Annotated in this window: 9 protein-coding genes and 1 CRISPR repeat array; all 9 genes read left to right on the top strand. The window is 42.2% G+C overall.

Annotated features, from left to right (window positions below):
• The first annotated feature begins 29 nt into the window (after positions 1 to 29).
• The 9 genes from cas1 to HCJ66_RS04610 all read left to right on the top strand — a co-directional run bounded on the left by cas1 (position 30) and on the right by HCJ66_RS04610 (position 19244).
• Entirely contained in the window at positions 30 to 944 is a 915-nt protein-coding gene (gene cas1 / locus HCJ66_RS04650; RefSeq protein ID WP_187132082.1) for a type II CRISPR-associated endonuclease Cas1, read from the top strand.
• A gap of 4 nt (positions 945 to 948) precedes the next feature.
• Complete coding sequence (gene cas2 / locus HCJ66_RS04645; RefSeq protein WP_222717407.1) at positions 949 to 1257, top strand: CRISPR-associated endonuclease Cas2; 309 nt, start codon at positions 949 to 951, stop codon at positions 1255 to 1257.
• Complete coding sequence (gene csn2-St, locus HCJ66_RS04640) at positions 1254 to 2315, top strand: CRISPR-associated protein Csn2-St (protein WP_187132081.1); 1062 nt, start codon at positions 1254 to 1256, stop codon at positions 2313 to 2315. Before cas2 ends, csn2-St begins: the two co-directional genes overlap by 4 nt.
• Positions 2316 to 2387: 72 nt before the next feature.
• A CRISPR array of direct repeats spans positions 2388 to 5259; the repeat unit is 36 nt; unit sequence GTTTTAGTACTCTCAGAATTTTAGCTACTGTAAAAC.
• 329 nt (positions 5260 to 5588) lie between these two features.
• Positions 5589 to 9146, top strand: a complete 3558-nt coding sequence (gene rpoB / locus HCJ66_RS04635) for a DNA-directed RNA polymerase subunit beta (protein ID WP_425489615.1) — start codon at positions 5589 to 5591, stop codon at positions 9144 to 9146.
• 304 nt (positions 9147 to 9450) lie between these two features.
• Positions 9451 to 13068, top strand: coding sequence for a DNA-directed RNA polymerase subunit beta' (gene rpoC / locus HCJ66_RS04630; RefSeq protein ID WP_281368053.1), 3618 nt, complete (start codon positions 9451 to 9453; stop codon positions 13066 to 13068).
• A 522-nt stretch (positions 13069 to 13590) separates the two neighbouring features.
• Positions 13591 to 14577 carry an aromatic acid exporter family protein gene (locus tag HCJ66_RS04625; RefSeq protein ID WP_187132079.1) on the top strand — a complete coding sequence of 329 codons (987 nt, stop codon included), beginning with the start codon at positions 13591 to 13593 and terminating at the stop codon, positions 14575 to 14577.
• A 60-nt stretch (positions 14578 to 14637) separates the two neighbouring features.
• The gene (gene pbp4, locus HCJ66_RS04620; RefSeq protein WP_343068958.1) at positions 14638 to 16668 is read left to right on the top strand and encodes a penicillin-binding protein PBP4(5); all 2031 of its coding nucleotides are present in this window, start codon (positions 14638 to 14640) and stop codon (positions 16666 to 16668) included.
• A gap of 141 nt (positions 16669 to 16809) precedes the next feature.
• On the top strand, positions 16810 to 17589 hold the full coding sequence (locus HCJ66_RS04615) for a gamma-glutamyl-gamma-aminobutyrate hydrolase family protein (protein ID WP_187132078.1): 780 nt from the start codon (positions 16810 to 16812) through the stop codon (positions 17587 to 17589).
• Positions 17590 to 17603: 14 nt separating this feature from the next.
• Entirely contained in the window at positions 17604 to 19244 is a 1641-nt protein-coding gene (locus HCJ66_RS04610) for a peptide ABC transporter substrate-binding protein (RefSeq protein WP_187132077.1), read from the top strand.
• Positions 19245 to 19389 lie beyond the last annotated feature (145 nt).

Below are 19389 nucleotides of genomic sequence, written 5' to 3'. Positions count from 1 at the left end.
TTAATCTATTTCGTTAAGGAGAGTTGGATATGAGCTGGCGAACGGTCTTAATAAAAGATGGGGAATACCTGAAGTTAAAACTAGATAATGTAGTTATTTTTAAAGAAGATTATGAATATGTTATTCCGTTAAGTGACATTTCGATTATTGTTTTGGAAGGTTTGCAAACTACTTTGACAACGAGATTACTGTCTGCGTTGACTAAATATAATATTAGTTTGGTTATTTGCGATCATACGCACACGCCGGTGGGAATCTATCATGCGTACAATGGGCATTCACGAGCAAGTAAAATGCTGCAAAAACAGTTGTTGTGGGATGATGGTGTAAAAGGAGTTATTTGGGCTGAAATAATAAAACATAAAATAAAGAACCAACTAGAGGTTTTGCGTTTGAATGAAGCGAGCCCAGAAGCCGTTGAAAAGCTTCGTACCTATATACAAGAAATTCAGCATTATGACAATACCAATCGTGAAGGGCACGCTGCCAAAGTATATTTTAATGCATTATTTGGTAATGAATTTAGTCGGCAAAATGATGACTTTGCTATCAATGCCGCTTTGAACTACGGATACTCTATCGTACGCGCGCAATTTGCCAGATTAACGGTTGCTTATGGCTTAGTGCCGATGATTGGTGTATTTCATAAAAGCGAGTATAATCAATTCAATTTGGTAGATGATTTAATGGAGCCTTTTCGACCATTTGTTGATTCTTGGGTATTCCAAAATATGCGAGATGCCAAATTTCTTACATTTGAAAATCGCGTGGCATTGGTAGATTTGCTAAATAAAAGAGCGGTATACAAAAAAGGAAACTATACGTTAGGAGTGATTATGGAGAAATATATCATTGATTTCATTCAATTTATGGAAACAGGCGATTTCAGTAAACTCAATAATCCTGTTTTAAAGAGCTTTGAAGGTGCAAAAAGTGAGGTATGACATTATGAGAGTAGTATGCTTTTTTGATTTGCCGGTGGAGACGAGTACGCAAAAAAGGCGGTATCGTCATTTTCGTAAGTTATTATTAAAGAATGGATTTGAAATGCTTCAATACTCTGTGTATGTTAGAACTTGCCCAAATCGCGTTTTTGCTAAAAAATATTATAAGCGAATCAGTGTTCAGGCACCGGAGGAGGGACATATTCGGTTGCTGATGGTGACGGAGAAACAATTTGAGGATATGGTATTGATTGTCGGTAAAAAAGCGCGTCACGAAGATAAAATTGGTGCTAATAGGATGGTGGTTATATGAATTTGTGGACTTTTTCACATCCGAAGCTGGCTCAAATAGAGATGAATTTTGGTCAGTTAATGCAGGTTGTTGGGGATAACAGTGAATTGAAACAGCAGTTATGGCAGAATTTATCTTGGTTCTTGAGTAAACATAAATACACGGAGGCGGAACTTAGCATACTTCAATATAAAGAGCCTGAAATTTTTGAAGATGGGCAGAGTTTATCAAGGAATAAATTCCAGACGTTAATCATTGAGTCGGTAACGGATATTCATGATTTATTGAATGTGAAAAAAGGAACGCCGATTTTCGAAATGATGAATCGAATCATTCAAAATCTCGATATAACTAAAAATATTGAGGCGATTAATTATCAGCTAGATGAAATCGCTAGAAAAATGAATGCTGATGGGGCGTTGGAGCAAATTAATAGTGGACAAAATATTGAGTGGGGAATTTTGGTTGAAGAAATTAATGCCCTCAATCTATTACAAAAAAATGTTTCGATGTTACCGGAGTTTCAAGATTTGAGTTATGCAATTGAATATATTGATGGCTATTCGAAGTATTTGTTATTGTTGGAAATTCTTAATATTAATTTAGAGAACTCTGCGCAACCTATCTTACTCATGATAAAAAATATTGATGATACGTTGCATTATGATGAATACGAAAAGATTATGAGGCAAATAGAGATTTTAACAGAGAGACATCCGCATTTTTTTAGTATTATATTTCCCAGTCAGATTGGCTATGTCTATGTGAGTGAGCGGTATATTGAGAATATTTTAGTGGCTGGACGGGAAGTTCATGCGCTTGTTGAAAGTGAAGTTCTGTATGAGCGGGTGTGTAATAATTATCCTGACATGTCTGTGCCGAGCTATGTTGATTTTATGAACTACTTGAAGACAGTGGCACCGTATCTGTTTACAAATAAAAAACAAAGTATTCAAATGTCTCTACGGGAGCTGGTCTTGATTAAGATTATAAATGAGCTGTTTTGCTATTATGATTTTGAGGCAGGAATGATCGATACGTATACACAATTGGAGTATGAATTCCTGTATAGTGAGTAATAGCAGGATGTTGAAGCCTGTGTTATAATGAAGGAGCAGTAGTTTTTACTAGGAACCTTAGTGTGATTTGAGGTTTTAGTACTCTCAGAATTTTAGCTACTGTAAAACTAAGAGAGTAGTAAGAAACACCACTACAAGTTTTAGTACTCTCAGAATTTTAGCTACTGTAAAACTTATGTGCAACAGCGTGGCGGTAGATATACGTTTTAGTACTCTCAGAATTTTAGCTACTGTAAAACAGCAAGCTAAAGATGTTGCCTTCTACCTTAGTTTTAGTACTCTCAGAATTTTAGCTACTGTAAAACACTTTCTAGTACAACTCTTGAGATGTCGCGGTTTTAGTACTCTCAGAATTTTAGCTACTGTAAAACATCGTTCTTGAAATTGATTGCCGTCAACTGGTTTTAGTACTCTCAGAATTTTAGCTACTGTAAAACTCGTTTTGCGGGCTAGTGGTAGGTACGGTGTTTTAGTACTCTCAGAATTTTAGCTACTGTAAAACAAGCTTTCCCGCTTCCCTCTTCACGTCCATGTTTTAGTACTCTCAGAATTTTAGCTACTGTAAAACAAATCTTCTTAAGAACACGATTAAGAATATGTTTTAGTACTCTCAGAATTTTAGCTACTGTAAAACGACGGTGGAGCATGGCAAAATATCGCTATTGTTTTAGTACTCTCAGAATTTTAGCTACTGTAAAACCCAGCACCGATAATAAGCCTACCCCATATCGTTTTAGTACTCTCAGAATTTTAGCTACTGTAAAACTTAGAGTATCTGCATCTCCCTTTGTTCTACGTTTTAGTACTCTCAGAATTTTAGCTACTGTAAAACAAAGGTAGGTGATAGAATTGACAGGTTATGGTTTTAGTACTCTCAGAATTTTAGCTACTGTAAAACAGAAATATGTCTCTGAGGGATCACTTGAATGTTTTAGTACTCTCAGAATTTTAGCTACTGTAAAACATTTGTATGCCTGCGTTGATAATTAACGGCGTTTTAGTACTCTCAGAATTTTAGCTACTGTAAAACCTTAACATTCGTGGTTCCAAAGGATACGGGTTTTAGTACTCTCAGAATTTTAGCTACTGTAAAACTGATGTTATTCGGAAAAAGGATGTACTTGCGTTTTAGTACTCTCAGAATTTTAGCTACTGTAAAACGGTGAGGAAGGTGAATTGTAATGAAACTTCGTTTTAGTACTCTCAGAATTTTAGCTACTGTAAAACAACATTCAATTTATCGCTTTCTGCGAATGCGTTTTAGTACTCTCAGAATTTTAGCTACTGTAAAACTTCCCTCGAAACTTTGCCATCACTAACACTTGTTTTAGTACTCTCAGAATTTTAGCTACTGTAAAACAAGCCTGTAACGCCCAAAGGACGTTGATTCGTTTTAGTACTCTCAGAATTTTAGCTACTGTAAAACTCCAGTTACGCGCTATTAACGCTATCTCTAGTTTTAGTACTCTCAGAATTTTAGCTACTGTAAAACAGCTGTTACTTCGTCCGCCTTTTTTTTGACGTTTTAGTACTCTCAGAATTTTAGCTACTGTAAAACTGAGCTGCGTATAATCTTGAACAAATAAATGTTTTAGTACTCTCAGAATTTTAGCTACTGTAAAACCGAATGATAAAGCCAAGCGCAGGCACCATCGTTTTAGTACTCTCAGAATTTTAGCTACTGTAAAACTACATTGATAATATCTAGCCCAAACATAGGGTTTTAGTACTCTCAGAATTTTAGCTACTGTAAAACGAACAACAACTAGAGAAAGCCTATAGCGCAGTTTTAGTACTCTCAGAATTTTAGCTACTGTAAAACTTTCAAGTGGAGCGATTGCCAGATACCTGGTTTTAGTACTCTCAGAATTTTAGCTACTGTAAAACTACGTTGGATCACATCAGAACGGTATCGTTGTTTTAGTACTCTCAGAATTTTAGCTACTGTAAAACTAGCTCACGTTTTCAGCAACAGACGTATCTGTTTTAGTACTCTCAGAATTTTAGCTACTGTAAAACTGATTCATCGCTTTTAACAAATAACCTGCAGTTTTAGTACTCTCAGAATTTTAGCTACTGTAAAACCGGCGTTGGGAAGTGCGTTCGTAACATTCTGTTTTAGTACTCTCAGAATTTTAGCTACTGTAAAACTTTGGTCTTGCTTTAATAGGACGTGCGGCTAGTTTTAGTACTCTCAGAATTTTAGCTACTGTAAAACTTCTAGTGCGAGTGGCTGGCTACAACTATAGTTTTAGTACTCTCAGAATTTTAGCTACTGTAAAACATTTAGCGGGTTCTGCGTACTGCTCTCTGTGTTTTAGTACTCTCAGAATTTTAGCTACTGTAAAACTTCACGGTGAGCGGTATATAGGTTCCGTCGGTTTTAGTACTCTCAGAATTTTAGCTACTGTAAAACCTCTCTCACTAAATCCGCAATTACGCTACTGTTTTAGTACTCTCAGAATTTTAGCTACTGTAAAACACGTATCAGACGGACAATTAACCACATACTGTTTTAGTACTCTCAGAATTTTAGCTACTGTAAAACGCCACGTATAAAAGAACTTTTAAGTGACATGTTTTAGTACTCTCAGAATTTTAGCTACTGTAAAACGCGGCTGTTACCTTGCCTTTTTGATATTCTGTTTTAGTACTCTCAGAATTTTAGCTACTGTAAAACATCGTATCAGAATCAGTAATCGTAAATGATGTTTTAGTACTCTCAGAATTTTAGCTACTGTAAAACTTTCACTCAAAAGAAAACTGCATCTGAATAGTTTTAGTACTCTCAGAATTTTAGCTACTGTAAAACCGAACACAGGATTTATGAAGAATTATTTGCGTTTTAGTACTCTCAGAATTTTAGCTACTGTAAAACTTGATTGTTCGGGATTAACACAATGGTGTTGTTTTAGTACTCTCAGAATTTTAGCTACTGTAAAACGTCCGCAAGTCACGCCATGCTTGCGTCCGGTTTTAGTACTCTCAGAACTTTATAACAAATCAAAAAAGATGGAGTCCTAATCGTTGACTCTGTCTTTTCGCTATGCTATTATAGTAAGATGCCAAAAGAATCGATATCACCATATTTAGCGGTGCGTACGCGAGGAATTGCAGTTTTAGCCTGTTTGGTTCACATAGCAAGAAAATAGTGGTTTTCTTTGAGGAACCCGCTTTCTTTTTGTCTTTTTTAGGTATTTTTGCCAAGTTCCATTGTACTATTTTTGCTGCAATGTGCTTAATAAATTTAGTTTATTTGAGAGGGTGAATGAGTTGTCAGGTCAACTAGTTCAGTACGGAAGACATCGCCAACGTAGAAGTTTCGCTCGTATTAGTGAAGTGTTGGAGTTACCAAACTTAATCGAGATTCAATCGAAGTCCTACCAATGGTTTTTGGATGAGGGATTACGTGAAATGTTCCGCGATATTTCTCCAATTGAGGATTTTGCTGGGAATTTGTCACTAGAATTTATCGACTACAATTTGGGAGATCCGAAATATTCAGTAGAAGAGTCGAAAAACCGCGATGCTAATTATGCAGCACCATTGCGCGTGAAGTTACGTCTTATTAATAAAGAGACGGGTGAAGTGAAAGACCAAGAAGTATTTATGGGTGATTTCCCGCTTATGACCGAGATGGGGACGTTTGTTATCAATGGCGCCGAGCGTGTTATTGTATCGCAATTAGTGCGTTCTCCAGGTGTTTATTTTAACGGAAAACTCGACAAAAACGGTAAAAAAGGTTTTGGTTCTACTGTCATCCCTAACCGTGGGGCGTGGCTTGAGTATGAAACAGACGCGAAAGATGTTGTTCATGTAAGAATCGACCGGACGCGTAAATTACCAGTTACTGTTCTTTTACGTGCGCTTGGATTTGGCTCCGATAGCGAAATCTTGGAGTTAATCGGGGAGAATGACTACTTACGCAACACACTTGAGAAAGATAATACCGATAATGCGGACAAAGCATTGCTTGAAATTTATGAGCGCTTGCGTCCTGGTGAACCACCGACAGTTGAAAATGCGAAGAGCTTGCTAGTATCGCGCTTTTTCGATCCAAAACGTTATGATTTAGCGAATGTTGGTCGTTACAAAATCAACAAAAAAGTGCATCTGAAAAACCGTCTATTTAACCAAACACTGGCAGAAACGTTAGTTGATCCAGAAACTGGTGAAATTATCGCGTCTAAAGGTGAGATTTTAGATCGTCGTAAATTGGATTCTATTATTGAGAATCTTGAAAATGGCGTCGGATTCCGAACACTCCGTCCAACTGATGGCGTTATGGAAGACAGCGTTGTTGTTCAATCTATCAAAATTTACGCACCAAACAGCGAAGAAGAAAAAATTATCAATGTTATTGGTAATGCTTATATTGATGCGAGCGTGAAACACATTACGCCAGCCGATATTATTTCTTCTATCAGTTATTTCTTCAACCTACTTCACGGAGTAGGCGACACGGACGATATTGACCATCTTGGTAACCGTCGTTTGCGTTCAGTTGGAGAGCTTTTACAAAATCAATTCCGTATCGGTTTGTCCCGTATGGAGCGTGTCGTTCGTGAGCGTATGTCGATTCAAGACATGAGCACCGTGACACCGCAACAATTGATTAATATTCGTCCAGTTGTGGCATCCATAAAAGAATTCTTTGGTAGCTCGCAGTTATCACAGTTTATGGATCAAACGAACCCGCTTGCCGAATTGACGCATAAACGTCGTCTTTCAGCGCTTGGACCCGGTGGTTTGACGCGTGAACGTGCTGGTTATGAAGTACGTGACGTGCATTATTCCCACTATGGTCGTATGTGTCCGATTGAAACGCCTGAGGGACCGAATATTGGACTGATTAACTCCTTGTCTTCCTTTGCAAAAGTGAACAAGTTTGGCTTTATCGAAACACCATATCGTCGCGTTGATCCTGAAACGAACCGCGTAACAGATACGATTGATTATCTGACTGCGGACGAAGAGGATAACTATGTAGTGGCCCAAGCGAACTCGAAATTAGATGAGCTCGGTACTTTTACAGAAGAAGAAGTTATGGCGCGTTTCCGTTCTGCCAATTTAGCTGTTGAAAAAGAACGTATCGATTACATGGACGTATCGCCAAAACAAGTTGTTTCGGTTGCGACGGCATGTATCCCGTTCCTTGAAAATGATGACTCCAACCGTGCGTTAATGGGAGCCAACATGCAACGTCAAGCGGTTCCACTTTTAAATCCAGAAGCGCCAATCATTGGAACAGGTATGGAACACGTTTCTGCCCGTGACTCTGGTGCTGCTGTTGTATGTAAGCATGATGGACTTGTGGAACACGTGGAAGCCAAAGAAATCTGGGTTCGCCGTATTTCTGAAGTGGATGGCAAAGAAGTTAGCGGTGGTATTGATAAATATACACTGCGCAAATTTGTTCGTTCGAATCATGGTACGTGTTATAACCAATCGCCAAACGTTGCAGAAGGAGACCGCGTAACAAAAGGCGAAATCCTTGGTAACGGTCCTTCGATGGACTCTGGTGAGCTTGCTCTAGGTCGTAATGTTCTTGTAGCATTCATGACTTGGGACGGTTATAACTATGAGGATGCGATTATCATGAGTGAACGTCTTGTAAAAGATGATGTTTACACGTCGATTCATATTGAAGAATTTGAATCAGAAGCTCGTGATACGAAACTCGGACCTGAGGAAATGACTCGTGATATTCCAAACGTTGGGGAAGACGCATTGCGCGATCTTGACGAACGTGGCGTTATCCGTGTCGGAGCAGAAGTAAAAGACGGCGACTTGCTCGTTGGTAAAGTAACGCCAAAAGGTGTAACCGAGCTGACAGCAGAAGAACGTTTACTACACGCAATCTTCGGTGAAAAAGCCCGTGAAGTTCGCGATACATCTCTACGCGTACCACATGGCGGCGACGGCATTGTCCTTGACGTGAAAATCTTTACACGTGAAGCTGGCGATGAGTTACCACCAGGCGTTAACCAACTCGTTCGTGTTTATATCGTTCAAAAACGTAAAATTCATGAAGGCGATAAAATGGCCGGACGTCACGGAAATAAAGGGGTTATCTCTCGTATTTTACCAGAAGAAGATATGCCATTTATGCCAGACGGAACGCCAGTTGATATCATGCTTAACCCACTAGGTGTACCATCACGGATGAACATCGGACAAGTACTTGAGCTTCATTTAGGTATGGCAGCTCGTTACCTCGGCATTCACATCGCGACACCAGTATTTGATGGCGCGAACGATGACGACGTATGGAGCACAGTTGCTGAATCCGGTATGGCACCAGATGCGAAAACCACGCTTTATGATGGACGTACAGGTGAACCTTTTGATAACCGTATTTCTGTCGGTATTATGTATATGATTAAACTAGCCCACATGGTTGATGATAAATTACATGCTCGTTCAACTGGACCTTACTCACTAGTAACACAACAACCACTAGGCGGTAAAGCACAGTTCGGTGGACAACGTTTTGGAGAGATGGAAGTATGGGCACTAGAAGCATACGGTGCCGCTTACACGCTTCAAGAAATCCTGACGATCAAATCCGATGACGTGGTAGGCCGTGTGAAAACATACGAAGCCATTGTCAAAGGCGAAAGCATCCCAGAACCAGGCGTACCAGAATCCTTCAAGGTACTAATTAAAGAGCTTCAAAGTCTAGGAATGGACGTAAAAATCCTCTCCGCAGACAAAGAAGAAATCGAATTACGCGACCTAGAAGACGAAGAATTCGGCGCCCAAAACGACGCTTTCAACATCGTCTCCGAACCAACGAAGCCAGCAGGTATAATCGACTCGAATCAATAATATATAAGCCAAGCGCATTTAATTTTCTAGAGAACTAAATGCGCGAAGCTAAAATAGAACAGGAATAACAAAAACGTTAGACGAGTGAAAAGCGCCAAATCAGCTTTTGAACTGCTGGGTAAGACGTACATTCTGCTTTACACAAATCGAGCGAAAGCGATTGTATTCTGTCAGTTTTGTGGAAGCCGGAAGCGGAGCATACTTGCGTATGTGAGAACCGGAAGTCCGCAAAAGTGGCAGAATGCGATCGCTTGCCGCCGATTTACTTGGGATATGCCACTCGTCAAATATAGGAGGTAGACCATTGGTTTTAGATGTGAAAAATTTTGAGTATATGAAAATAGGTCTTGCGTCTCCAGATAAAATTCGTTCATGGTCACACGGAGAAGTTAAAAAACCAGAAACAATCAACTATCGTACGCTGAAACCTGAGCGTGATGGTTTGTTCTGCGAAAGAATCTTCGGACCAATGAAAGACTGGGAATGTTCTTGTGGGAAATACAAACGTGTTCGCTATAAAGGCGTAGTTTGTGACCGCTGTGGCGTTGAAGTTACGAAGTCCAAAGTTCGTCGTGAACGTATGGGACACATTGAACTAGCTGCACCAGTAACACATATTTGGTACTTTAAAGGTATTCCGAGCCGTATGGGACTTGCTCTTGACATGTCACCGCGTGCTTTAGAAGAAGTTATCTATTTTGCTTCCTATGTTGTAACAGAACCAGGCGATACACCGCTTGAAAAGAAACAATTGCTTTCTGAAAAAGAGTACCGCGTTTACCGTGAGAAATATAGCCAATCGTTCCAAGCTGGGATGGGCGCTGAAGCAATCAAAAAACTTCTTGCAGACATTCAACTTGAAAAAGAAGTAAATGGCTTGAAAGAAGAATTGAAATCGGCACAAGGACAACGTAGAACTCGTGCGATTCGTCGTTTAGAAGTTCTAGAAGCATTCCGTCATTCCGGCAATGATCCAAGTTGGATGGTTCTTGACGTGCTTCCAGTTATCCCGCCGGAAATCCGCCCAATGGTTCAACTTGAAGGTGGACGTTTTGCGACAAGTGATTTGAATGACCTTTATCGCCGTGTTATTAACCGGAATAACCGTCTGAAACGCTTGCTTGATTTAGGAGCGCCTAACATCATCGTGCAAAATGAAAAACGGATGCTCCAAGAAGCAGTCGATGCTTTGATTGATAATGGTCGTCGTGGCCGTCCGGTAACAGGACCAGGTAACCGCCCACTGAAATCACTGTCTCACATGCTGAAAGGTAAACAAGGTCGTTTCCGTCAAAACTTACTAGGTAAACGTGTCGATTATTCTGGTCGTTCCGTTATCGTAGTTGGTCCGAACCTTAAGATGTACCAATGTGGACTTCCGAAAGAAATGGCACTCGAACTATTCAAGCCTTTCGTGATGAAAGAATTGGTTGGTCGTGGCCTTGCGCATAACATTAAGAGTGCAAAACGCAAAATCGAACGTTCTTCACCTGAAATTTGGGATGTATTAGAAGAAGTTATTCGTGAGCATCCAGTACTTCTTAACCGCGCGCCTACTTTGCATAGACTAGGTATCCAAGCTTTCGAACCTACACTTGTTGAAGGCCGTGCGATTCGTCTGCATCCGCTAGTATGTACAGCTTATAACGCCGATTTTGATGGTGACCAAATGGCTGTCCATGTCCCACTATCCGCAGAAGCACAAGCAGAAGCGCGTATTTTGATGCTCGCTGCCCAAAACATTTTGAACCCGAAAGATGGTAAACCGGTTGTAACGCCTTCTCAAGATATGGTACTAGGTAACTACTACTTGACGCTTGAACGGGAAGGTACAGTTGGGGAAGGTACAGTCTTCACGGATATTAACGAAGCGCAATTAGCATACCAAAACGGTTATGTTCATTTGCATTCGCGTATCGCCGTTGTTGCAGGATCGATTGACAACGAAAGATTTACCGATGAGCAACGCAAACAATTATTAATTACGACAGTTGGTAAACTAATTTTCAATACAATTTTACCAACGACATTCCCATATATTAACGAACCGACAGATTACAATCTTGAAGTTGAAACGCCTAAGAAATATTTCGTGGATACGAACACAGATGTGAAAAAATTCATCCAAGAACAAGAAATCGTTGACCCATTCAAGAAAAAAATCCTAGGAAACATCATCGCGGAAGTTTTCAAAAAGTTCCATATCACTGAAACTTCTCGTATGCTCGATCGCATGAAAGATCTAGGTTTCAAAATCTCTACAAAAGCTGGTATGACAGTTGGTATCGCCGACATCTTGACGCTGGAAGAAAAGCATGACATTCTTGAAGAAGCGCATGATAAAGTAGAGAAAATTACGAAAACATTCCGTCGTGGTTTGATTACCGATGACGAAAGATACGAACGTGTTATTGCTGTCTGGAATGAAGCGAAAGACGTTATCCAAGGCAAACTGATCTTGAGTTTGGATCGCTTAAACCCGATCTTCATGATGCAAGATTCAGGAGCTCGTGGTAACATCTCCAACTTTACACAGCTTGCAGGTATGCGTGGTCTGATGGCCGATCCATCTGGACGTATCGTAGAACTTCCAATCACATCGAACTTCCGTGAGGGACTAACTGTCTTGGAATACTTTATCTCAACCCATGGTGCGCGTAAAGGTCTTACCGATACAGCCCTTAAAACAGCCGATTCAGGTTACCTTACTCGTCGTTTGGTTGACGTGGCGCAAGATGTTATCATTCGTGAATACGATTGTGGCACTGACCGCGGTCTTGAAATTGAAGCTATCCGCGAGGGTACGGAGATTATCGAGCCTTTGGAAGAACGTTTGGAAGGTCGTTATGCTCGTAAATCGATCAGACACCCAGAAACAGGCGAAGTTATCGTTGCTGAAAATGACTTGATTACAGAGGCTAAATCACGTCTTGTTATCGAAGCTGGTATTGAAAAAGTAACTATCCGTTCTGCGTTCACATGTAACACACGACACGGTGTATGTAAGAAATGTTATGGTAAAAACTTGGCAACAGGAACAGAAGTCGAAGTCGGAGAAGCCGTTGGTATTATCGCCGCGCAATCCATCGGGGAACCAGGTACACAGCTTACAATGCGTACGTTCCATACAGGTGGGGTAGCCGGAGACGATATCACGCAAGGTCTTCCACGTATCCAAGAGATTTTTGAAGCACGTAATCCTAAAGGTCAAGCGATTATTACCGAAGTTGAGGGTGAAGTTGTTTCTATTGAAGAAGCACGCGATCGTCAACAAGAAATCGTGATACAAGGTAAAGATGAAGACCGTCGTAGCTACAGTATTCCTTATACTGCCCGCCTGCGCGTTAAAATCGGAGACATTGTTGACCGTGGGGAAGCCCTAACAGAAGGTTCGATTGATCCGAAAGCATTGATTCGCGTTCGCGACGTTCTTTCCGTACAAGAATATCTACTTGCTGAGGTACAAAAAGTTTACCGGATGCAAGGGGTTGAAATCGGCGATAAACACGTTGAAGTTATGGTTCGTCAAATGTTGCGTAAAATCCGCGTAATGGACACTGGTGATACAAATATCTTGCCAGGAACATTAATGGATGTGCACACATTTACCGAGTCTAACCGTGACGCACTACTTGCCGGCAAACAACCAGCAACTGGACGCCCAGTATTGCTAGGTATTACAAAAGCATCCCTTGAAACAGATTCCTTCCTGTCCGCCGCATCCTTCCAAGAAACAACACGAGTTCTTACAGATGCAGCAATCAAAGGTAAAACCGATGAATTGCTCGGCTTGAAAGAAAACGTAATCCTAGGTAAACTGATCCCAGCCGGTACCGGTATCCACCATTACCGCAAGCTGAAATCATCCGTACTAGGTAAAGAGCAAGAAGTTGCAGATTTGGAAGAAACGAAGCATATTTAATTAGATGCTGAACGCGCCCGTTCAGCCCTGACAGAGCTTGGAGCCGCCGCAATAAAAGTCCTCCTTTGACTTTTGTGGAGGGGGTGAAAGCTCCGAAGGGTTGGCGCGAGAAGCTTGATAAACCTAGATGCTAAGCGTGTCCGCTAGGACTGAAAAAGTTTGGAGCCGCCGCAGTGAAAATCTGTTTTTGATTTTTGCGTAGGGGGAGAAAACTTCGAAGTCCTGGCACGCGAAGCTCGATTGAAACTTAGATGTTGAGCGTGCCCGTCAGGACTGAAAGAACTTGGAGCCGCCGCAGTGAAAATCCTCTTTTGATTTTTGCGTAGGGGGTGAAAGTTCCGAAGTCCTGGCACGCGAAACTCGATAAAGAACACAGAAGTCACCCGCGAAACCAAAAGTTTCGCAGGTGACTTTTTAATTATAAAACACCCAAAATACATACCCAGTCCCTCCCCAAAAAACTGTTTTATCCCCATAAAATAGTGTAAAATAAAAAAGAATAGAAAAAAGAGGTGAAAAACTTTGAAAATTGGATTGCGTACAGTGAAAACAGCTGTTGGCGCGACGCTCGCGATCCTCATCGCCGAATGGTGGGGTCTCGAATACGCCGTTTCAGCAGGTTTAATCACAGTTCTCAGCATTCAAAACACGAAAAAAGGCTCGATACAACTCGCGATGCAGCGCGTATATTCGACAGTAATCGCGCTAACAATCTCGGCCATATTTTTCATGTTACTAGGCTTTAACGCGATTGCATTCGGCTTTTATCTCCTAGTATTCATCCCAATCGCGGTCCGACTCAAAGTAACGGACGGCATCGTGGTCAGCTCGGTACTCGTGACGCATATTTTAGTGGAGCAGTCGCTCTCGCTATTTTGGTTTACAAACGAGATGCTACTCATGACGGTCGGCGCGGGAATCGGGATTCTGCTGAACTTATACATGCCAAAAATGGACACGGAAATGAAGCAGCAACGCCAAAAAATTGAGTCGGTGATGCGCCAAATTTTCTTTTGTTTCGCGCAGGATTTGAAACGTGAGCCGGTTTATTTGGATGAGAAGAAGCTGATTAAGCAGTTGGCGGAGTACTTGACGGAGGCCAATGATCAGTCGCGGCGTCATTTTGATAACCAGTTATTTGCGGATTCGCGGTATTATATTAAATATATCGATATGCGGACGGTGCAATTGCGCGTGATTAGGCAGATGAATTTGTCGGTGCGCCAGATTGGAATTTTGACGGATCATGCGGGGCAAATGGCGAGCTTGGTTGAGAAAACGGCTTTATCGCTGTCAGAGGCGAACCCGGCGGAGGACTTGATTGTGGATGTGAATGTGATGCTGGCTGATTTTCGCAAAAGTGAGTTGCCGAAGACGCGGGAGGAATTTGAAGGGCGGGCGTTGCTTTTCCAGTTTCTCAATGATTTGCGTTATTTGCTAGAATTGAAACGCGATTTCACGAAGCAATTTGAAAAAGGTAAAGAATTAGTAAAGATTAGTGCTGGTTGAGGCATCCTTTGCTATAATAAAGAGGCAGTGAAAACGTGAAACAAAACTGGAGGGAACAAGGTGCGTAGACAAAAGAAGAGTAATAAGAAATGGATTTGGATTAGTCTTATCGTTGTTTTAGTTCTTGCTATTGGAGGGGGCGCGGTTTACTATTTTATGTATAGTAGCGCGAAGCATGAGAAAATGGCCAACGAGGCCGCGGAGAATTTCACGACGAATATTAAGAACCAGAAATTTACGGAGCTTTCGGACGATGTGACGAAGGAATCGCTGAAGAAAAGTGGTTTCACGGCGAAGGAAATGGAAGCTAAGTATGAGACTGTTTATAATGGCATCGATGCGCGTGATATCAAGGTTTCCGACTTAAAAGTGACGCCAAATGATGGGGATAATAACTATAAATTGGCGTATAGTCTGGAGATGACGACGACGCTTGGTAAGATGGCTAAGCAGAAATATACGGCGACGATTTCAAGTGAGGATGATGCTTGGAAAGTGGATTGGCAGCCGAATTTAATTTTTCCAGGGATGGTGAAATCGGATAAGGTTCGCTTGACGACGGATGAGGCGAAACGTGGCCAAATTCAGGACGTGAACGGCAAGGGGCTCGCGATTAATAAAAATGTGAGTGAGGCTGGGATTGTTCCGAATGATCTTGGTGAGGGCGCAGCGAAGACGACGAATTTGGCGGCAATTAGTAAAGAATTCGATATTCCAGTTGCTGATTTGGAGAAGAAATTGTCGCAAAGTTGGGTGCATCCGGATACGTTTGTGCCAATTAAAGTTCTGACGACTGGTTCGCCGGTGCAGATGACGGGTGTTAGTTATGCGACGATTGAAACGCGTTATTACCCGCTAAGTCAGGCGGCGGCGCACTTAATCGGTTATGTTGGTGAAGTGAGCGCGGAGGATATCGAGAAAAATAAACTACTAAACGCGGGCGACTTAATCGGAAAAGCCGGTTTAGAGCGTTATTATGATAAAGCATTGCGCGGCGTGAACGGCGGTCGTATCCTGATTGTAAATGACGAAACGAAAGAAGAAACCGTTCTGCAACAAAATGTGAAGAAGGACGGCGACACGATTAAGCTTACAATCGACAGTCAAGTGCAGCAAGACGCTTTCAACGCGCTAAAAGGCGAGGTCGGCTCCGTGACGGTTATCAATCCGACAAACGGCAATCTAACAGCGCTAGTCAGCTCACCATCCTATGATACGAACCAAATGGTAGCGGGGATTTCGAGTGAAGATTACAAGAAATACACCGACGATAAAAAACTCCCATTCCTCGCTCGTTACGCGACACGCTACGCACCAGGTTCGACTTTTAAAACAATTACGGCGGCAGTTGGGTTGGAAAATGGCACGACAAAACCAGATAAAGTACGCGAAATCTCTGGTTTACAATGGCAAAAAGATAAATCATGGGGCAAGTATTTCGTGACGCGTGTCCATGATATTCCAAAAGTGAACATGGTTGATGCACTTGTGAACTCCGATAATATTTATTTTGCGCAAGAAGGCTTGGCGATGGGTGCAACGAAATTCCAAGACGGCTTGAAAAAATTCGATTTCGGCGAGGAATTTGATTTACCGTTCAACATGGAGCCAGCACAAGTTTCCAACGATGGCATTAAATCAGATATTTTGCTAGCGGATACGGCATATGGACAAGGTGAACTACTGATGTCGCCAATCCAGCAAGCCGTTGCCTACACGCCATTCGCGAACAATGGTAAGATGGTTTATCCGAAATTGACAGCAACCGAAGAGACGAAAGCCGCGAAAGATTCGATGAGTGCAGCGACAGCAAATACCGTCAAATCAGCGCTCGTGCAGGCAGTCTCTAAACCAGAAGGAACCGTGCACAAACTCCAAATTGCAGGGCATAATATTGCTGGGAAAACAGGAACCGCGGAACTGAAACAAAAACAAGGCGAAAGTGGTCTTGAGAATGGATTCCTACTTGCGTTCGATAGCGATAAACCGGATTATCTCGTGCTTGCGATGATCGATGGCGTTAACGGTCGCGGTGGCAGTGGACTCGTGATTGACAAGATGAAACCAGTAATTGAATCGTTTTATAAATAAACTCCGGAGAGCTTGAGAGGTCTGTATGACTTTTCAGGCTTTTTTGTGTAATCACTTTACTTTCCATTTCAATCACGGTATAATAAATAAAATATTAATTCCGAGTAAAAAGATGCGAATTAGAAAAGGTGGGTGAAGCGAATGACTGCAATTATTGGAATATCGGCGGCGCAATTGACAGTGCAAGTCCCGAACACAATCTCACGCAATGGCACGTATGTCGGCGGTGATTACATATCCGTCGTTGCTAATAGCGGGGGGGCACCACTCGTAATTCCTGTGACAGACACACGTCTTATCGCGACTTTTGTGGATCAGATGGACGGCCTCATTTTATCCGGTGGTCAGGACGTTTCACCAGCTCTATATGGCACGACGCCACAAGCAGAACTCGGCGATACATGCGCTATTCGCGACGACTTCGAACTGGCACTTTTAAAAGAAACGCTAGCTCAAAAGAAACCGATTTTGGCAATTTGCCGCGGTGCACAGCTACTCAATATCGCGCTTGGCGGAACGCTGCACCAAGACACGAGCTACATCGAAACCGCGAATTTATCACATATGCAACAAGATTGCGCGACGAGAGCGACACATGGAATCCGAATCGAAAGAGGTTCCAGACTCGCGAGCATTCTCGGAAACACCGCCCAAGTCAATTCATTTCATCATCAAGCAGTTAATATAGTAGGAACTGGTCTAAAAATCACGGCAACAGCTCCAGACGGCGTTGTGGAAGCGATAGAAAAAGAAGGCGCACCATTCGTTGTCGGCGTTCAGTGGCATCCCGAATTAATCTCGGAAACCGACGCCTCGATGCAACGCCTTTTTCAAGAATTTGTGAGAAACGCTGAACTGGGCGCATTAAAGCAGGTTTACAATGCACCTGCCAAGCTTAAAAAAATAGCGACATCACGTTAAAAGGGGGAAACAACATGAAAACGGGGATACTTATCACGATAATAGCACTCATCGGTGTTGTCATTGCAGCATGTGGTGGAGGAGACAAGGCAAACGAGCAGTTGGCAAATGACGGCGCGAAACAAGCAATCAAAGTCACATCGGCCGGTGAAATCGCAACACTCGATAGCGCGCTGTACAGCGACACGTTCAGCTCAGACGCCATCGGTCAAATTTCAGAAGGACTGTACCGCGTTAATCCAGACAACGACGCGGAACTAGGCATTGCCAAAGCAGAACCAACCGTGAGCGCTGACAAAAAAGTCTACACGTTCCAACTTCGCGACGACGCCAAATGGTCGAATGGCGATCCAGTCACAGCCGCCGATTTCGTTTTTGCATTTCAAAAAGTAGTCGATCCAAAAACCGCATCACCAAGCTCGAACCAACTCGACGTCATCAAAAACGCCAATCAAATCCGCAACGAGAAAGCATCACCAGACACGCTAGGCGTCAAAGCAATCGATGACAAAACGCTCGAAATCACCTTAGAAAACCCAATTCCATACTTACCAAAACTACTCACGGGCACACCATTCCTGCCACAAAACGAAAAATTCGTGAAAGCAGCAGGTTCCAAATACGGCACATCCGCCGATACAGTCCTATCAAACGGTCCATTCCTACTAAAAAACTGGTCAGGAATCCGCACATCATGGACCTACGTCAAAAATAAAGACTACTGGGATGCAGATAATGTAACATTAAACAAAGTAGACGTCCAAGTAGCCAAAGACACCGGCGCAGGGGTCAATCTTTACCAAACAGGCGATGCCCAATACACCGCACTCACCGACGAGTTCGCCCGACAATACCAAGCCAACCAAGCCTACCATTCCAAAGAAAAATCACTCATCGGCTACCTAGGATTTAACGAAGACGGCAAAACAACATCTAACATCCATTTACGCAAAGCCCTCTCGATGGCATTTGACAAAGAAGCATACACAGACACGATTCTCGGCGACGGTTCCAAAGCACTAAATGGCTACATCCCATCAGGTTTTGCAAAAGACCCAAGCAACGACAAAGACTTCCGCACCGAAAACGGAGACCTTGTCACATTCGACCCTGACAAAGCAAAATCAGAATGGGCAACAGCAAAAAAAGAACTCGGCGTTGACAAACTCACTTTGGAGGTTCTATCTTCTGACACTGAAGTCTCTAAGAAAACCGTCGAATTTCTACAAAATGAAATCCAACAGAACCTCCCAGACATCACAATCAAACTAAAAAGCGTGCCATTAAAAAATAGGCTAGTTCTGACAACCGCAGGAGATTACGACATTTTCTACGGAACGTGGTCACCAGACTACAGCGATCCGATCAACTTTTTAGAAGTGTACCAATCGGATGGTGGTTTAAATTTTTCGAAGTATGACAGTGCAACCTATGATGCCGGATTAAATAACGCCAAGAGCACCTATGCAACGGCTCCTGCAAAACGTTGGAATGAGATGCTCAAACTCGAAAAACAATTGATTCAAACAGACGCCGTTATTGCACCATTTTATCAAGGAGCCTCAGCGTATCTACTTGATCCAACAGTCAAAGGAGTACAAATCTACCCATTTGGCAGAAACATCTCCTATAGACTCGCATACGTTGACGAATAACCTATATCAAGACGAGCGACAAACGCCGATTAAAGCGCTGTTTGTCGCTTGTTTTTTCTATCTCAACAAACATAGTCGAAATGCTTGACAATCCACTAAGAAGAATGGTATTATATCCAAGGTGCCTCTTCCTTCGTGACGAGGT

Origin of the sequence: Paenilisteria portnoyi (assembly GCF_014322795.1) — a bacterium.
Lineage (GTDB): Bacteria > Bacillota > Bacilli > Lactobacillales > Listeriaceae > Listeria_A > Listeria_A portnoyi.
The sequence above is the reverse complement of the archived record's forward strand: the minus strand, read 5'-3'. Positions and strand labels throughout refer to the sequence as shown.

Excerpts from the sequence above, each read along its gene's own strand:
- cas1 (WP_187132082.1), top strand. The coding sequence starts at position 30 with ATGAGCTGGCGAACGGTCTTAATAAAAGATGGGGAATACCTGAAGTTA.
- cas2 (WP_222717407.1), top strand. The coding sequence starts at position 949 with ATGAGAGTAGTATGCTTTTTTGATTTGCCGGTGGAGACGAGTACGCAA.
- csn2-St (WP_187132081.1), top strand. The coding sequence starts at position 1,254 with ATGAATTTGTGGACTTTTTCACATCCGAAGCTGGCTCAAATAGAGATG.
- HCJ66_RS04615 (WP_187132078.1), top strand. The coding sequence starts at position 16,810 with ATGACTGCAATTATTGGAATATCGGCGGCGCAATTGACAGTGCAAGTC.
- HCJ66_RS04610 (WP_187132077.1), top strand. The coding sequence starts at position 17,604 with ATGAAAACGGGGATACTTATCACGATAATAGCACTCATCGGTGTTGTC.